Origin of the sequence: Streptomyces tibetensis (assembly GCF_007655005.1) — a bacterium.
Lineage (GTDB): Bacteria > Actinomycetota > Actinomycetes > Streptomycetales > Streptomycetaceae > Streptomyces > Streptomyces tibetensis.
In genome coordinates, this window is sequence record NZ_SZVW01000033.1 from 62,293 (window position 1) to 79,543 (window position 17,251).

Annotated in this window: 13 protein-coding genes, 1 other RNA gene and 2 pseudogenes; 13 read left to right on the top strand and 3 right to left on the bottom strand. The window is 71.3% G+C overall.

All coding sequences use genetic code 11. The features are described from left to right. Window positions 1-321: 321 nt before the first annotated feature. From FDO69_RS38935 to FDO69_RS38950, 4 genes and pseudogenes are all read left to right on the top strand, one after another. Window positions 322-2,090, top strand: a pseudogene (locus tag FDO69_RS38935) (serine/threonine-protein kinase). A gap of 122 nt (window positions 2,091-2,212) precedes the next feature. After that, window positions 2,213-3,460, top strand: a complete 1,248-nt coding sequence (locus tag FDO69_RS38940) for a serine/threonine-protein kinase (protein ID WP_104788476.1) — start codon at window positions 2,213-2,215, stop codon at window positions 3,458-3,460. A gap of 58 nt (window positions 3,461-3,518) precedes the next feature. Then, on the top strand, window positions 3,519-4,622 hold the full coding sequence (prfB, locus tag FDO69_RS38945; protein ID WP_031108357.1) for a peptide chain release factor 2: 1,104 nt from the start codon (window positions 3,519-3,521) through the stop codon (window positions 4,620-4,622). A gap of 289 nt (window positions 4,623-4,911) precedes the next feature. Next, window positions 4,912-5,589: a hypothetical protein gene (locus FDO69_RS38950; RefSeq protein ID WP_104788479.1), complete on the top strand. Its 678-nt coding sequence runs from the start codon at window positions 4,912-4,914 to the stop codon at window positions 5,587-5,589. A gap of 97 nt (window positions 5,590-5,686) precedes the next feature. On the opposite strand, the gene FDO69_RS38955 is transcribed toward FDO69_RS38950, so the two are convergent. After that, window positions 5,687-5,878, bottom strand: coding sequence for a hypothetical protein (locus FDO69_RS38955; protein ID WP_030837676.1), 192 nt, complete (start codon window positions 5,876-5,878; stop codon window positions 5,687-5,689). 256 nt (window positions 5,879-6,134) lie between these two features. Here FDO69_RS38955 and ftsE point away from each other — a divergent pair, with 256 nt between their 5' ends. The 5 genes from ftsE to ssrA all read left to right on the top strand — a co-directional run bounded on the left by ftsE (window position 6,135) and on the right by ssrA (window position 10,036). Beyond that, the gene (gene ftsE, locus FDO69_RS38960; RefSeq protein ID WP_003990615.1) at window positions 6,135-6,824 is read left to right on the top strand and encodes a cell division ATP-binding protein FtsE; all 690 of its coding nucleotides are present in this window, start codon (window positions 6,135-6,137) and stop codon (window positions 6,822-6,824) included. 40 nt (window positions 6,825-6,864) lie between these two features. After that, window positions 6,865-7,782, top strand: coding sequence for a permease-like cell division protein FtsX (gene ftsX / locus FDO69_RS38965; protein ID WP_104788482.1), 918 nt, complete (start codon window positions 6,865-6,867; stop codon window positions 7,780-7,782). Between the two features lie 68 nt (window positions 7,783-7,850). Further along, window positions 7,851-9,020 (top strand): S41 family peptidase, encoded by a 1,170-nt coding sequence (locus FDO69_RS38970; protein WP_104788485.1) that lies wholly within the window; start codon window positions 7,851-7,853, stop codon window positions 9,018-9,020. Window positions 9,021-9,066: 46 nt separating this feature from the next. Beyond that, window positions 9,067-9,549, top strand: a complete 483-nt coding sequence (smpB, locus tag FDO69_RS38975) for an SsrA-binding protein SmpB (RefSeq protein WP_104788488.1) — start codon at window positions 9,067-9,069, stop codon at window positions 9,547-9,549. Between the two features lie 98 nt (window positions 9,550-9,647). Beyond that, window positions 9,648-10,036: a transfer-messenger RNA gene (gene ssrA, locus FDO69_RS38980) on the top strand. 206 nt (window positions 10,037-10,242) lie between these two features. Here the strand turns inward: ssrA and yicI are convergent. Further along, window positions 10,243-12,492, bottom strand: coding sequence for an alpha-xylosidase (gene yicI / locus FDO69_RS38985; RefSeq protein WP_104788491.1), 2,250 nt, complete (start codon window positions 12,490-12,492; stop codon window positions 10,243-10,245). A 74-nt stretch (window positions 12,493-12,566) separates the two neighbouring features. Next, window positions 12,567-13,787, bottom strand: coding sequence for an MFS transporter (locus FDO69_RS38990; RefSeq protein WP_104788494.1), 1,221 nt, complete (start codon window positions 13,785-13,787; stop codon window positions 12,567-12,569). 248 nt (window positions 13,788-14,035) lie between these two features. On the opposite strand from FDO69_RS38990, the gene FDO69_RS38995 reads away from it, so the two are divergent. The 4 genes and pseudogenes from FDO69_RS38995 to FDO69_RS39010 all read left to right on the top strand — a co-directional run. Further along, on the top strand, window positions 14,036-14,281 hold the full coding sequence (locus FDO69_RS38995; RefSeq protein ID WP_053669824.1) for a hypothetical protein: 246 nt from the start codon (window positions 14,036-14,038) through the stop codon (window positions 14,279-14,281). Window positions 14,282-14,293: 12 nt separating this feature from the next. Next, window positions 14,294-15,133 (top strand): hypothetical protein, encoded by an 840-nt coding sequence (locus FDO69_RS39000; protein ID WP_234388292.1) that lies wholly within the window; start codon window positions 14,294-14,296, stop codon window positions 15,131-15,133. A gap of 234 nt (window positions 15,134-15,367) precedes the next feature. Beyond that, entirely contained in the window at window positions 15,368-16,333 is a 966-nt protein-coding gene (locus FDO69_RS39005) for a LysR family transcriptional regulator (protein WP_104788497.1), read from the top strand. A 168-nt stretch (window positions 16,334-16,501) separates the two neighbouring features. Then, window positions 16,502-17,251 (top strand): annotated as a pseudogene (locus FDO69_RS39010) (hypothetical protein); the annotation flags it as partial.

Genomic DNA, 17,251 nt, shown 5'->3' on the forward strand with positions numbered 1-17,251 from the left:
CCCCGCCCCAGCACGTCGGCCAGTACTGGCAGCATCCTCGCACCTGCCACTGACAGTGCGCCCCTCACTCCGAAAAAGGTGATCTTGAATGGTCGGCTCTGCCCGCAAAAGTGCCTGAGAGATGACCCACAGGCGACCGCTTGGGATCACTCACGTTCCCTGGCGGCAACCACGAGACCGAGGTGAGCGTCTTTCCTTCGAACGAGTGTGAGGGCCGCTACGTAAGACCCACAGAAAGACGACACTCCGGTCCCCGGCCCCCCGGCACTACAGTGGGTCGGACAGGCCAGCAGGCAAGGCAAGCACCAGGGAGCGCATGACGTGCGGCCGGTAGGCAGCAAGTACCTGCTCGAGGAGCCGCTCGGACGCGGCGCCACGGGCACCGTCTGGCGAGCCCGCCAGCGCGAGACGGCGGGCGCCGAGGCGGCCGTGGCGGGGCAGCCCGGCGAGACCGTCGCGATCAAGGTCCTCAAGGAGGAGCTGGCCGGCGACCCGGACATCGTCATGCGGTTCCTGCGCGAGCGGTCCGTCCTGCTCAGGCTGACCCACCCGAACATCGTCCGGGTCCGTGACCTGGTGGTCGAGGGCGAGCTGCTGGCGCTGGTCATGGATCTCGTCGACGGCCCGGACCTGCACCGCTACCTGCGCGAGAACGGACCGTTCACCCCGGTCGCCGCGGCCCTGCTCACCGCCCAGATCGCCGACGCCCTCGCCGCCAGCCACGCCGACGGCGTCGTCCACCGCGACCTCAAGCCGGCCAACGTCCTGCTCCAGCAGTACGACGGACAGATGCACCCGCTGCTGACCGACTTCGGCATCGCCCGGCTGGCCGACTCCCCGGGACTGACCCGCACCCAGGAGTTCGTCGGCACGCCCGCGTACGTCGCGCCCGAGTCCGCCGAGGGCCGCCCGCAGACCTCCGCCGTCGACATCTACGGCGCCGGCATCCTGCTGTACGAGCTGGTCACCGGCCGCCCGCCGTTCTCCGGCGGCTCCGCCCTGGAGGTGCTGCACCAGCACCTGAGCTCCGAGCCGCGCCGCCCCTCCACGGTCCCCGACCCGCTGTGGACGGTCATCGAGCGCTGCCTGCGCAAGAACCCGGACGAACGCCCCAGCGCCGAGAACCTCGCCCGCGGCCTGCGCGTCGTCGCCGAGGGCATCGGGGTGCACGCCAACTCCGCGCAGATCGCCGCCGCCGAGGGCGTCGGCATGCTGCTCGCCCCCGACCCGGCCCCCGCGCCGGTGCCGGACACGCCCGGCTCGGCCGCGCCGAGGGCGTCGGCATGCTGCTCGCCCCCGACCCGGCCCCCGCGCCGGTGCCGGACACGCCCGGCTCGGCCGACCCCACCCAGGTCCTCCCGCAGGGCGCCGGCGCCTACGACCCGAACGCCGCGACCAGCGTCATGCCGCACACCGGCGGCCCGGCCGGCGCCGCCGACCCCACCGCCGTCATGAACCACCGGGGCGCGGCCGACCCGACCGCCGTCATGCCGCCGGTCCCGCCGGGCTCGCCCGGCCACCCCGGTCAGCAGAACCAGCAGGGCGGCCCCGAGGACCCGCACCCCTGGCAGAACCAGCTGCGCGCGGCCCGCGACCGCAACGAGCAGACGCAGGTCCAGTACCTCGACCCGAACGAGGACCCGCTGCGCCGCCGCCCCCAGCGCCAGGTCGCCCGGCCCCAGCAGCCCCCGCGCCGCCAGGCGCCCCCGCCCGGGCCCGGCTACGGCCACCCGCAACAGCAGCAGCCCCAGCAGTACGCCCCGCAGCCGCAGCGGCCCCAGCCGCCGCAGCGCTATGCCCCGCCCGCGCCCCCGCCCCAGCCGCAGCAGCCCCAGCAGCCGCAGCGCGAGCCCCGGCAGCCGCGGCAGCGCAGCGCCAACCCGATGCGGATCCCCGGCCTCGGCTGCCTGAAGGGCTGCCTCTTCACGATCGTCATCCTGTTCGTCGCGGGCTGGCTGGTCTGGGAACTGAGCCCGCTCCAGGAGTGGATCGGCACTACCAGGGGTTACTGGGACCAGCTCACCGACTGGTTCAACACCGTGACCGGCTGGTTCGAGAAGATCGGCGGGAGCGGTTCCGGCACGAACTGACCGGAACCGCCCTGCGGGGTTGGTGATTTGTCGACACCTGGCGGGTGATTTCCGCCTCCCCGGTGAAGGTTGGCCTTCCGTACGCGTAGTTTTAGCGACAACACGCGTCGGTAGGAGCAGCCTTGGCACGGAAGATCGGCAGCCGGTACACCGCCCACCAGATCCTCGGGCGGGGCAGCGCCGGCACGGTGTGGCTGGGCGAGGGCCCCGAAGGCCCCGTCGCCATCAAGCTGCTGCGCGAGGACCTCGCGTCCGACCAGGAACTCGTCGGACGCTTCGTCCAGGAGCGCACGGCCCTGCTCGGCCTGGACCACCCGCACGTGGTGTCGGTGCGGGACCTGGTCGTCGACGGCAACGACCTGGCACTGGTCATGGACCTCGTCCGCGGCACCGACCTGCGCACCCGCCTGGACCGGGACCGGCGCATGGCCCCCGAGGCGGCCGTCGCCATCGCGGCCGACATCGCCGACGGACTGGCGGCCGCGCACGCCGCGGGAGTCGTGCACCGGGACGTCAAGCCGGAGAACGTCCTCCTGGACATGCAGGGCCCGCTGGGCCCCGGCGGCTCCCACCGCGCGCTGCTGACCGACTTCGGCGTGGCCAAGCTCATCGACACCCCGCGCCGCACCAAGGCCACGAAGATCATCGGCACCCCGGACTACCTCGCCCCGGAGATCGTCGAGGGCCTGCCCCCGCGCGCCTCCGTCGACATCTACGCGCTCGCCACGGTCCTCTACGAGCTGCTGGCGGGCTTCACGCCGTTCGGCGGCGGCCACCCGGGCGCCGTCCTGCGCCGGCACGTCACGGAGACGGTCGTCCCGCTGCCCGGCATCCCGGACGAGCTGTGGCAGCTGCTGGTGCAGTGCCTGGCCAAGGCCCCGGCCTCGCGGCTGCGGGCCTCGGAGCTCGGGGTCCGGCTGCGGGAGCTGCTGCCGATGCTGGCGGGCATGCCCCCGCTGGAGGTCGACGAGCCGGACACCGAGTCCGCGGAGGAGTCGGACCGCGAGGAGCAGCCCGCCGGGCCGGCGCCGGCCGGGGAGCGGGTCAGGCGGCGGGGCGCGGTCCCCCTGGTGCCGGGCGCGAAGCCCACCGACTCCAACCGGGACACCCACACCTCGATGCGCGTCCCGGCCCCCGACGAGCTGGCCGGCGGCGCCCACGGCACGGCCCGGGCCCCGCGCCCCGCGGGCGCCCCCCGCCCCGGCTCGGCCCGCAACCGCGCCGCCACCCGGCGCCGCCGGGTGGCCCTGGGAGCGGGCGCGGTCGCTCTCGCGGCGGCGATCGGCGTCGGGGCCTGGCTGACCACGTCGGACGACGACGGGAGCGCACCTCCCCAGGACACGCAGAACTCGGCCCCGCAGACCCCCTGAGCCGCCGGCTCCGGCCGCCCGGCGCTGGCCGCCGGGCGGAGCCGTTACGCTGGAGGGCGTGGCAGTCGTCGACGTATCCGAAGAGCTCAAGTCCCTCTCCTCGACCATGGAGTCGATCGAGGCCGTTCTGGACCTCGACAAGATGAGGGCAGACATCGCCGTGCTCGAGGAGCAGGCGGCCGCGCCGTCCCTCTGGGACAACCCCGATGAGGCGCAGAAGATCACCAGCAAGCTGTCCCACCTCCAGGCCGAGGTGCGCAAGGCCGAGGCCCTGCGCGGTCGCATCGACGACCTGGGCGTCCTCTTCGAGATGGCCGAGGAGGAGGACGACCCGGACACCCGCGCCGAGGCCGAGTCCGAGCTCACGGCCGTGAAGAAGGCGCTGGACGAGATGGAGGTCCGCACCCTCCTCTCCGGCGAGTACGACTCCCGTGAGGCGCTGGTGAACATCCGTGCCGAGGCCGGTGGCGTCGACGCCGCCGACTTCGCCGAGAAGCTCCAGCGCATGTACCTGCGCTGGGCCGAGCAGCGCGGCTACAAGACCGAGATCTACGAGACCTCGTACGCGGAGGAGGCCGGCATCAAGTCGACCACCTTCGCCGTCCAGGCGCCCTACGCCTACGGCACCCTCTCCGTCGAGCAGGGCACGCACCGGCTCGTGCGCATCTCGCCCTTCGACAACCAGGGCCGGCGGCAGACCTCCTTCGCGGGCGTCGAGATCCTGCCCGTGGTGGAGCAGACCGACCACATCGAGATCGACGAGTCCGAACTGCGCGTGGACGTGTACCGCTCGTCCGGCCCCGGCGGCCAGGGCGTGAACACCACCGACTCCGCGGTGCGGTTGACCCACCTTCCCACCGGCATCGTCGTCTCCTGCCAGAACGAGCGCTCGCAGATCCAGAACAAGGCGACCGCCATGAACGTTCTGCAGGCGAAGCTGCTGGAGCGGCAGCGTCAGGAGGAGCGGGCCAAGATGGACGCCCTCAAGGACGGCGGCAGCTCCTGGGGCAACCAGATGCGTTCCTACGTCCTGCACCCGTACCAGATGGTCAAGGACCTGCGCACCGAGTTCGAGGTCGGCAACCCCGAGGCTGTGTTCAACGGCGAGATCGACGGTTTCATCGAGGCCGGAATTCGCTGGCGCAAGCAGCAGGAGAAGTAAGTTTGTCGACAAGGCAACTGCCGCCGTCAGGGCGGCAGTTGCCTTTTCCGTACTCCATGTCCAGGTTTTACATCACACTCACGCCCTCAGACTCCCGGCATAGCCCCCGTAGTTGGACATGGCGGCCGTAAACGGCCTTGACGTGTTCTTGAAAAATGGGAAGGGTAAAGCGCGGCATGCGTGTCTCTGGGGCGCATGTGAACCGGGGTGCCTTTCATCGCAGTCGTCCCCGTCGAGCACAGCCCCGAGCGCTGCCTAATGACGATGAGCTACTGGGGGTAGCAACCACATGACGAAGAAGACGCGGATTCGTGTCGCGCGGATAGCCGCCGGCGCCGTGATCGCCGCCGGTGCCTCGCTGACCGCCGCCGGTGCGGCATCCGCTCTCGACCTGGGCGTGAGTGTCGGCCTCGGCGACACCAGTGTCGGTGTCGGCGTGAGCACGGGCGACGACGCCCCGACCGACCCGGCCCCGACCGACCCCGGCATCCCCACGGACCCGAACCCGACCGACCCGGGTACGCCCACGGACCCGGGCACGCCGACGGACCCGGGCACGCCCACGGACCCCGAGCCGACGGTGGACCCCGAGCCCACCGACGAGCCGACGGAGCCGACCGACGAGCCGACGGAGCCGACCGAGGACCCGACCGACCCGGGCAACGGGAACGGCACCGGTGGCGGCAACGGCAACGGTGGCGGTGGCGGCAACGGCGGCGGCAACAACGCCGACCCCGACGGCGGCACCTCGCCGCAGGAGGAGGGCTCCTCCTCCCTCACCGAGGTCGGCTCGGACTCCACCCCGGCCTCGCAGGCCCAGGCCCAGGGCAATGGCCAGGAGCTCGCCGAGACGGGTGCCGCGCAGACCACCTTCCTGGTGATCGGCGCCGCCACGATGATCGCCGGCGGTGTCGGCTTCCGTCTGCTGCCCCGCCTCGTGACCGGCCGCGGCGGCGCGGCCGCCTGACGGTAGCCACGTCCGTACGGACCGTGCGCCCAGCGCAACACCGAGGGCCCGGAGCGAACGCTCCGGGCCCTCGGCCGTGTCCTTGAGGTCTACGCCGTCACGCGGTCTGGTGTGCCAGCAGGGCCACCGCGGCGATCAGCACCGTCAGCAGGGCGATCAGAGCCATCGGATTCAGGCCCGCCAGGAAGTTCTCCTGTTGCAGCCGCTCGCGGTTCGCGCGGCACACGGGGCAGCGGCCCTCGTTCACGGGGGACGCGCAGTTCGCGCACACCAGCCGGTCGTACGTCATGCGCTTGCCCTCCTTGCGCCGGTTCCACGTGTTCAACGTCCGTGGGGGCGGGAATGTTCCCCCTCCACTTTGCCAGGTTCCGTCGGCCCCCGCGCGGCCTCGCGTCTTCTGTGGCGGTACGCACAGTGCGCCCGCGCCCCTCGGCGCTCGGCACAAAACGGCACATCCATGGCGCAATCACGGTCGGTGACTGCGGTGCCCCACCCGGTTCGCGTATGGTCACGCTCATCTACCCCCGGCGACCCGTGGTGCATCCGTGATCCGATTCGACAACGTCTCCAAGGTCTACCCCAAGCAGACCCGCCCCGCCCTCAGGGATGTATCCCTGGAGGTCGAGAAAGGCGAGTTCGTCTTCCTCGTGGGGTCCTCCGGCTCCGGAAAGTCCACCTTCCTGCGGCTGATCCTCCGCGAGGAGCGGTGCAGTCACGGTCAGGTGCACGTTCTGGGCAAGGACCTCGCCCGCCTCTCCAACTGGAAGGTCCCGCAGATGCGGCGCCAGCTGGGGACGGTGTTCCAGGACTTCCGCCTGCTGCCGAACAAGACGGTCGGCGAGAACGTCGCCTTCGCGCAGGAGGTCATCGGCAAGTCGCGCGGCGAGATCCGCAAGTCCGTGCCGCAGGTGCTCGACCTCGTCGGGCTCGGCGGCAAGGAGGACCGGATGCCCGGCGAGCTGTCCGGTGGTGAGCAGCAGCGCGTCGCCATCGCGCGGGCCTTCGTCAACCGCCCCAAGCTGCTCATCGCCGACGAGCCCACCGGCAACCTCGACCCGCAGACGTCCGTCGGCATCATGAAGCTGCTCGACCGCATCAACCGGACGGGCACGACCGTGGTGATGGCCACCCACGACCAGAACATCGTGGACCAGATGCGCAAGCGCGTCATCGAACTGGAGAAGGGCCGCCTCGTCCGCGACCAGGCCCGCGGTGTCTACGGCTACCAGCACTGATACCGCACCCGAGATCCACGGAAAGGCATAACCAGTCGCCATGCGCGCCCAGTTCGTCCTGTCGGAGATCGGTGTCGGTCTCCGCCGCAACCTGACGATGACCTTCGCCGTCGTCGTCTCCGTCGCCCTGTCGCTCGCTCTGTTCGGCGGGTCGCTCCTGATGAGCGACCAGGTCAGCACCATGAAGGGCTACTGGTACGACAAGGTCAACGTCTCGATCTTCCTCTGCAACAAGAGCGACGCCGAGTCCGACCCCAACTGCGCCAAGGGCGCGGTGACCGACGACCAGAAGTCGCAGATCAAGGCCGACCTCGACAAGATGGGCGTCGTCCAGGCCGTCACGTACGAGTCGCAGGACCAGGCGTACAAGCACTACAAGGAGCAGTTCGGCGACTCCCCGCTCGCCAGCTCCCTCACGCCGGACCAGATGCAGGAGTCGTACCGCATCAAGCTGAAGGACCCGGAGAAGTACCAGGTCATCGCCACCGCCTTCAACGGCCGGGACGGTGTGCAGTCCGTGCAGGACCAAAAGGGCATTCTGGACAACCTGTTCAAGCTGCTGAACGGCATGAACTGGGCCGCCCGCGCGGTGATGGCGCTGATGCTGGTCGTCGCCCTGATGCTGATCGTCAACACCGTGCGCGTCTCGGCGTTCAGCCGACGGCGTGAGACGGGCATCATGCGGCTGGTCGGCGCCTCCGGCTTCTACATCCAGGCGCCGTTCATCATGGAGGCCGCGGTCGCCGGACTCATCGGCGGCACCCTCGCGTGCGGTTTCCTGCTGCTCGCCCGGTACTTCCTCATCGACCACGGGCTCGCCCTGGCCGACCAGCTGACACTGATCAACTTCATCGGCTGGGACGCCGTCTTCACCAAGCTGCCGCTCATCCTCGCGACGAGCCTCCTGATGCCCGCGTTGGCCGCGTTCTTCGCGCTGCGCAAGTACTTGAAGGTGTGACGCATGCCAAGAGGGGCCGTACGGTCAACCGACCGTACGGCCCTTCCGCTTGTCCTAGACTCACCGGCATGTCAGGTCGTGACCCGTTCTGTCAGCCCCGTCGCATCCGTCGCGGGGCCGCCCTGACGTTGGTGTTCACGAGCGTGCTCGTCGCCGGTGCGGCCACCGGGGCGCTGCCCCAGAGCCAGGGGAAGTCCGCGCCGGAGGAGGTCCGTTCGGCGGGTTCGGCCGCAAACCACGCGGATGTGGCCCGGGCCGCCGAGGAGGCCATGGCCGACGGCACGTCCCCGGTGCAGGCCGCGAAGCGCGCCGTCAGCCGCAGCGGGGACCGCTGGGGCGCCGTCTACTCCCCGGGCGAGTACGAGGAGTTCGAGGAGTCCCTCGACGGCCAGTACACCGGTGTCGGCCTGTGGGCCCGCAGTGAACGGGACGGCCGTATCGAGGTGACGAGGGTGCGCGCCGGATCGCCCGCCGCCACCGCCGGGATCCGCCCCGGAGACCAGCTGCGCAGCGTCGACGGAGAGAAGACCCACGGCCGGCCCGTCACCGAGGTCGTCTCCTTGCTGCGCGGTGACGCCACCGACGCCCCCGCGGGCACCACGGTCCGTCTCGGCCTGGAGCGCGGCGGTCGCGCGTGGACCGAGACCGTGCGCCGGGCCCAGCTGTCCACGGACTCGGTCACCGTCCGGAAACTCGCGGGCCGCGTCACCGTCATCAAGGTCGACACCTTCACCAAGGGCTCCGGCCGCCAGGTCCGCGAAGCCGTGCGCCGGACCCCGCCCCGCGCCGGGATCGTCCTCGACCTGCGCGGCAACTCCGGCGGCCTGGTCACCGAGGCCGTGACCGCCGCATCCGCCTTCCTGGACGGCGGCCTGGTCGCCACCTACGACGTCGACGGCGAGCAGCGCGCCCTGCACGCCGAGTCCGGCGGGGACACCACGAGGCCGCTGGTCGCGCTCGTCGACGGCGGGACGATGAGCGCGGCCGAGCTCCTCACCGGCGCCGTGCAGGACCGCGGGCGGGCGCTCGTGGTGGGCTCCCGCACCTTCGGCAAGGGCTCGGTCCAGATGCCGAGCCGGCTGCCCGACGGCTCCGTCGCGGAGCTCACCGTCGGGCACTACCGCACCCCCTCCGGCCGCGGGGTCGACGGCCGGGGCATCACGCCCGACCTGGAGACCGGCGAGGACGCCCTCCAGCGCGCCGGGACCGTGCTGCGCGGCCTCGCGAGCTCCTCGTAATCGACTTTCCGCAGGGCCCCTCCGTAGTGCGAAAATGGGCGGCACTATGGCTAAGGAAAAAGGGCGCAAGCTGATCGCGCAGAACAAGAAGGCGCGGCACGACTACCTCGTCATCGACACCTACGAGGCCGGCCTGGTCCTCACCGGGACCGAGGTGAAGTCCCTGCGCCAGGGACGGGCGTCGCTGGTCGACGGCTTCGTGCAGCTGACAGACGGTGAGGCATGGCTGCACAACGTGCACGTACCGGAGTACAGCCAGGGCACCTGGACCAACCACAGCGCCCGGCGCAAGCGGAAGCTGCTGCTGCACCGCGCGGAGATCGACAAGCTGGTGTCGAAGTCGGGGGACACGGGCCACACCATCGTGCCGCTCGCGCTGTACTTCAAGGACGGCCGGGCCAAGGTCGAGATCGCGCTGGCGAAGGGCAAGAAGGAGTACGACAAGCGTCAGGCGCTGCGGGAGAAGCAGGACCGCCGGGAGACCGACCGCGCGATCGCGGCGGTGAAGCGGAGGCAGCGCGGGGCGTAGGGAATACGCTGGCACCGACCTGCGTTGGTCACGTACGATGGTGTCTGCACCCCACGGCGGGTGCGCGCCCCTCTTCGGAGGGATTGTCAACACAACATGGGGATGATCGGTTTCGACAGCGGCTGTCGAAGCAGGGGAAGCGTGTCGAGGAAGCGGCAATGATCTCGTAAACCATATGTCGCAAAAAATAATCGCCAACACCAAGCGCGATTCCCAGTCCTTCGCCCTCGCTGCCTGATAAGCAGTGACTGAAGGACCCTAAATGGGTGTCAGCCCGGGAGTGTTCCCGGCCCGGATCCTGGCATAATCTAGGGGACTAAACCATCGAGCCCGGTCACGGGGTTCGATGGGAAATCGAACAGTGACTGGGCCCGTCGGCGACTTGTTCGCGTGATCGCCGGGGCCGAGAAAATCGCAGCGAACTGCACACGGAGAAGCCCTGATTCTGCACCGTTGGACGCGGGTTCGATTCCCGCCATCTCCACTCATCCCATGTGGGCGAAGGCCCCGCCGCTGCCGAGCGGCGGGGCCTTCGTCATGCGGGCAAGCGGGCATGCGGGCATGCGGGCATGCGGGCATGCGGGCATGCGGGCATGCGATCGTGCAAAAAGGCCGGGTGACGCACTGGCCCGTTCCGTCGGCGGAGGCGGCAGCGGCCTCTGCCGACGCAACGGTGGCGCCGTGTCTCGACGATCAGTCGAGCTCCAGGGTGAGGAGGCCCGTGCCGGGCGGCGCCTGGATCTCGCGTGTGCCCGCGGCCAGGCTCCAGGCCGCTGCCGGGGCGGTGCACGTCGCCCGCAGCGTGTTCCCCTCGCGGACGACCGTGAAGGTCACGTCCCCGACCGGCACCGTCACCTCGTCGCCGGGGCGCAGGCCGTACGCCCGCAGGGTCACCCCGTCGGCGTGGTCGTAGTCCGGGCGGTCGTCCCGCGCCCCGACCGGGATCACCGCGCCGGGCCGGACCAGCAGCGGCGCGCTCAGAAAGCCGTGCCGCTCGCGCACCCAGCGCGGGCCGGTCACCGTCTCGCCGGTCAGCAGGTGCGTCCAGGTGCCCTCGGGGACGTAGTACGTGACGTCGCCCTCGTCGCTGAACACCGGGGCGACCAGCAGGTCAGGGCCGAGCATGTACTGCCGTTCCAGGTGGGCGCACCCCGGGTCGTCCGGGAACTCCAGCACCATGGCCCGCATCACGGGCAGGCCCTCGGTGTGGGCCGTGCGGGCCGTCTCGTACAGGTAGGGCATGAGGCGGAGCTTCAGCCGGGTGAAGTGACGGGCCACGTCGACCGACTCCTCGTCGAACTGCCAGGGGACCCGGTAGGAGCTGCTGCCGTGCAGGCGGCTGTGCGAGGAGAGCAGGCCGAAGGCCAGCCAGCGCTTGAACAGGGCCGGTGTGGGAGTGCCTTCGAAGCCGCCGATGTCGTGGCTCCAGAAGCCGAAGCCCGACAGGCCGAGGGACAGCCCGCCGCGCAGCGACTCCGCCATCGACTCGTACGTCGCCTCGCAGTCGCCGCCCCAGTGCACGGGGAACTGCTGGCTGCCCGCCGTCGCCGAGCGGGCGAAGACCACGGCCTCCTGCTCACCGCGGTGCTTGCGCAGCACCTCGAAGACCGTGCGGTTGTACAGGTACGTGTAGTAGTTGTGCATCCGCTCCGGGTCCGAGCCGTCGGACCAGACCACGTCGAGGGGCACCCGTTCGCCGAAGTCGGTCTTGAAGCAGTCGACGCCCTGCGCGAGCAGCGCCTCCAGCTTGCCGGCGTACCAGTCGCGGGCCGCCGGTGACGTGAAGTCGACCAGGGCCATCCCGGGCTGCCACATGTCCCACTGCCAGACGCTGCCGTCCGGTCGCCTCAACAGGTGCCCGAGGGCCTTGCCCTCGTCGAACAGCGGGGAGCGCTGGGCGATGTACGGGTTGATCCAGACGGAGACGCGCAGGTCACGGGCTTTCAGCCGGGCCAGCATGCCCTCCGGGTCGGGGAAGAGCCGCGGGTCCCACCGGAAGTCGCACCAGTGGTACTCCCGCATCCAGAAGCAGTCGAAGTGGAAGACGGACAGCGGCAGTTCGCGCTCCCGCATGCCGTCGATGAAGGACGTCACCGTCTCCTCGTCGTACGAGGTGGTGAACGACGTCGACAGCCACAGGCCGAACGACCAGGCGGGCGGCAGGGCCGGGCGGCCGGTCAGGGCCGTGTACCTGCGCAGGATGTCCTTCGGGGTGGGGCCGTGGATGACGTAGTACGTCAGCTCCTGGGTCTCCGCGCTGAACTGCACCCGGGAGACCACCTCCGAGGCGACCTCGAAGGACACCTGGCCCGGGTGGTCGACGAAGACGCCGTAGCCGGCGTCCGTGAGGTAGAACGGCACGTTCTTGTAGGCCTGTTCGCTGCACGTGCCGCCGTCGGCCTGCCAGATGTCGACGACCTGCCCGTTCTTCACCAGCGGGCCGAAGCGCTCACCGAGGCCGTAGACGGACGTGCCGACCGTCAGGACCAGTTGTTCGCGCAGGTGGTGCGCGCCGGTGGCGTCCCGCATGATGCCCGCGTTCTTGTGGCCGCTGCGGGTGAGGCTACGGCCGTGCGCGAGGAACTCGACCTCCCAGGGGCCGCCGCGGGCCAGCCGGACCGACAGGTCGCCGGAGGTCAGGGTCGCGTGCTCGTCGTCGTACGAGATCTCCGCGGCGGTGTCCGACGTCGCGAGCTCGAACTCGGGGCCGCGGGGCTCCCCGCCGGTGAAGTGCGTCAGGGTCAGTCCGATGACGTCGGGCATGGGGGAGTGCACCCTGACGGTGAACACCGGGCCGGTCATCAGGTCGCCGCGGGAGCGGACGGGCCGTGTCGGCGCGTGGATCTCCAGTGCGCCGTCCGACTCGTTGACGTCGAGGACCTGGGCCGGGTGCGACGCGGTCACGCCCTCGCGCAGGAGCCAGTAGCCGTCGGTGAACTTCATGTGGGTCCCCACTCTCCCGGCGCAAGATGTCGAAGCGCTTCGACGATCGAACGTATGCGGGGGACGCGAGGGCGTCAATGGTGCGCAGGAATCTTGGTGAAGCGATTCGAAGAACTGCCCAGAGGTAGAGTCAGGGACAAGGCCAGGGCCGTGGCCGCCGCCGTCACCGGAATCGCGTAGCCCACTGTCGGGGAGAGGTGCTCCACCGTCCAGCCGCCGATCGCGCTGCCGCAGGCGATGCCGCCGAGCAGGCCGGTCACCGCGAGGGTCATGCCCTCGTTCAGCCGGCCCTCGGGAGTGCGCTCCTGGACCAGCGTCATGGTGGTGACCATCGTCGGGGCCGTCGCCATCCCGGCCACCAGCAGCGCGGCCGCCAGCAGGAGGAGCGAACCGCTGAGGGCCGCGGCCAGCAGGGGCAGGGTCAGCAGCGCGGCCATCGCGGCCACGCTCCGGGGCAGCCGGGCCGCGGCCGGGCCGGTGGGCTTCACCGCGCCGTACAGCAGGCCCGCCGCGCAGGAGCCCGCGGCCTGCAGCGCGAGCACGACACCGGCCGCCGACTGCCTCCCCTGCGCGTCGGCGAAGGCCAGTGTCACGACCTCCGTCGCACCGAAGACGCCGCCCATCGCCAGACAGACCGCGAGCAGCGGGGGGATCCCGGGGGCGCGCAGGGGCGCCTTGCCGGGTATGTGCGCACGGACCGGGGGCTCCGTCGCGCGCCGGGTCGTGAACAGGACCATGCCGGTCAGCAGCAGCACCGCGCCGGCCAACGTGCCGGCCTCGGGGAAGAGCGTCCCGCACAGGAAGGCCGCGAGCACCGGGCCCAGCATGAAGCACAGCTCGTCCGCCGCCTGCTCGAAGGAGTTGGCGGTGTGCAGCGCCTTGTGGTCGCCGGCCAGCAGATGCGCCCAGCGGGCCCGGGACATGCCGCCGGTGTTGGGGGTCGTGGCGGTGGCGGCGTAGGAGGCGAACAGGGTCCAGTCGGGGGCGTCGTGGCGCACGCACAGCAGCAGGGAGAGGGAGCCGAGGACGGCGATCACCGTGGCGGGCAGGGCCACCCGGGCCTGGCCGTACCGGTCGACGAGCCGCGCGATCCACGGCGCGACCAGTGCGGTCGCCGCGAGTCCCGTCGCGGTGACGGCACCGGCGAGCGCGTACGAGCCCCGGGTTCCGGCGATCATCACGACCGCGCTGACGCTGAACATGCCCATCGGCAGGCGGGCGAGGAGGTTCCCGGCGGTGAACGCGCGGGCGCCCGGCAGGCGGAACAGGCGGCGGTACGGGGAGAGTCGGGGCATGCGTCCACCGTCGCCCGGGGACGATCAGGAGGTCCAACACCTGTTCCGCGCACACTCACGCACCCGGGTTGTGAATCCCTGGCGCGAGGCCGAAAGCCCATGGCGGGAAACATTCGCTCTCTGTTCTTCATACAGGGATATGGAGATTACTGATGCTCCTCATAGCGCGTGGAAAAGATGCTCATTCGGGAAATTCCTTCACTCGTTTGCCGCGCATCCGCTGAAGTGGGCCGACGGTTAGTCGAGACATGACCGAGGCGACCAGGAAAGACGGCTGGGCGGTAACGCTCGGCCCGTACACCTACATTCCCGCTCCAGCGCACTCGTCGGCGACAGTCAACGGGACGCTCACGAAAGGCGGTTGCCCGGTCACGCTGCAGGTGACCGAGGCGGTGCTGCGCGACTTCATCGACGCCATGAGCACCCTGGAAAAGGATCTTGCCCGACGGTGGATCAGTGCGACGGATTGGCCGGCTTTCGCGCTCGCGGAATAAGCGGGGCGCGCCGTGTACGACAAAGTTGAGGGCACCGGCCGGCATCGGGCTCCGGCCCGGGATTTCATCACACCGCTGACACCACCGGACCCGACCTGGGACCCCGCTGAGGAACTCGCGTTCATCCTCGAGGAAGCACTCGGAGAGCAGGCGAGGGTCCCCGCCCCCCGTGCCGAGGACCTGCCCCCCGCCGAGGACCCGGCCCCGGTCTCCGCACCGGTGACCCACATGCGGCGCCTCCAGGACATCACCGAGGAACTGCCGCCCGTGCGGGAGGTTCCGAGACGGCACCGCAAGGTCCGGGTCCGCAAGGCCGGGGGCGTGCTCCGCACCACGAGCCTCCTCGTCGCGGCCCTGGTCGCGGTCATCGCCTCCGCGGTGAGCCTCCTGAGCGGTGTCGTCGCCTACGACCCGCTGCGGCTGGTCGCCGTGTCCCCCGGGGCGCCGGGGCTGCGCACCTGGTGGCCCCTGCTGGTGTACGGGCCCTGGCTGGTGGGCTCCCTGTCCGTCCTGCGGGCCGCGCTGCACCAGCGCCGTGCCGTGCACTCCTGGTGCGTGGTCCTGGTCTTCTCCTGTATCGCCGTGCTGCTGTGCGTCGTCCAGGCGCCCCGGACCATCCTCGGCATCGCGGCGGCGGCCCTGCCCGGCCTCGCGGCCCTGGCATGCTTCCAGCAGGTCGTCCGCCAGATCACCCTGACCAGGCCGCCGATGCGGTCGGCGCCGCGCCACAGGGTGGGCCAGGCTCCGCCCGCGGCGGGTGCGGCGGGTGCGGAGCCGGGGCCGGAAGCGTCAGGGGCGGCGGACCCTGGGAAGGGCCAGGGCGGCACCCCTCGTAGGAACATCGGCACCTGAACGGGCCATGCCCCAGGCACCCCCGCGTGCGGCCGGTGCCGGGCGGGCCCCGGCACTCCGCGTGCGGCCGGTGCCGGGCGGGCCCCGGCACCCCGCGTGCCGCAGGTGCCGCCGGTGGCCCGCCACCCCCGCCACGCCACTCCTGCCCCTCCGGCCCGGCCGCCGGTCTCCCCGCAGCCGAGGTGCGCCCACACCCCCACCTGCTCGACCCTCGGGGCGCTGTAAATTCGCCGCATGTCCGCCCATCTCGACCCTCGTCTGCTGCGTGGCTTCGTCACCGTTGCCGAGGAGTTGCACTTCACGCGCGCCGCGGTGCGGTTGCACGTGGCTCAGCAGGCGCTCAGCCGGGACGTGCGGCGGCTGGAGCGGGAGTTGGGGGCCGAGTTGTTCGTGCGGACCACCCGGCGGGTGACGCTCACCCCCGACGGGGAGCGGCTGCTGCCGTACGCCCGCCGGGTGCTCCGGGCCCAGGACGAGCTGCTCACCGCCTTCGGTCAGGCCCGGCCGCTGCTGGTCGACCTCAACTCCCCGGGCCTGGTCACACCGCGCCGCGTCCTGCACGAGGCGCGGGAACTCGCCCCCCGGCACGAGCTGATGGCCCGTTACGAGAGCGGCCTGACCGGAGCCGCCGGTGAACTGCTCGCCGGCCGGCTGGACGCGTCGTTCGGGCGGTTCGCCGGACTGGACCCGGCGCTGCGGTCCGGACTCGACCACCAGCCCGTGCGGTTGGAGCCGATGGCGGTCGTACTGCCCGAGGACCACCGGCTGGCCGCACGGGAGTCCGTGCCGCTGGCCGAGCTGGCCGGTGAGAGCGTCTACGCGGGCGCCGGCAATCCGCGCACGCCGGAGTGGACCGGCCTCGCGCGGCTGCTGTTCGAGGGCCGGAACATCGATGTCGCGCCCCCCGCGCCGCTGGCCGTCGGAGACGAGGAGTTCCAGCGGATCATGGCCAGAACACGCAACCCGATCCTGGCCGTCGTGGACTTCCCCGCCCTGCCGTCGACGGTGGTGCGGCCCCTGATCGACCCGGTCCCGCTGTCCCCCGTCTCCCTGGTGTGGCGCAAGGGCCTGACCCACCCCGCGTTCGACGCGCTGCGGCGGGCGGCGGCTCGGCTCGCCGTCGAGGAGGGGTGGCTGAGGCGGCCCAGCGGAGGGTGGATTCCGGCCGGTGACGATGTCCTCATGGCGTCTCACGACTGACACGATTCGACGCCCGTGCTCACACACAACCTCCCCGTGCGCTACATTCAATGCCTGAGCACGGTGTGGTAATAGGGGTGCGTTGGGACGGGTGGGGGCCCGGTCCGACGGCGGGTGCTCAGGTCGTCAAGCGCACCTGAACCATCCCGTGGGGGGAAGTGCGTGCGCGTGAAAGAGTGGCGAGAAGACGCCCAACCCGAGTGGCCCGAGGCCGCTACAACTACCGGGGAACTCCCGTCGGACGGAAGAGTCCGGGACCGGAGAGCCACGCAGGTCCTCCCCGGTCATGACGTCCGGACGGCCCGCCACCGGCTGCCCGCCGGGACGGAGGTACTGGCCGGCATTCCCCGCCAGAGCGACGGCGAGGACGCTTCGTTCGCCCCGGTGAGCCGGACCTCGGTCCGCGACCCCTGGCAGGAGGAGGCCGGCCGGCCGGAGCACGCCGGCGACATGGACGGGCAGACCCACGATCCGCACGAGGTCACCGTCCAGCTCGACGCCGTGCAGCTCGGGGACGGTTTCCTGCGCCAGGCCGAGGAAGGCAGGGGCGCCGATGCGCCCGCAGACCGGCCCGTCTTCGTCGACGAGTCCGGCCGCCGCAGCCGCCGCTACCGCCGGATCGGCATGGCCATCGCCCTGGCCTGCGGGGTCTACGCCGTCGTCATCGTCGCCACGCTGATGTCGGGCAACTCCAACGCCCCCTGGCTGCCCGTACCGACCAGGGAGGACAACCCGCCGGCCGGGCAGGAGGTCGACAGCCCGCCGCTGACCGCCGAGTCGCCACCGCCCGGAGACACCGCGGACACCGGCGTCACCGCGCCCGAAAGCACCCCGGCGACCGGCGACGCCACCGCGCCCGCGCCCGGCCCCAGCGCCGCGGCGCCCGCCGCCGGCGTCGACCCCGGCACGCGCCCCGGC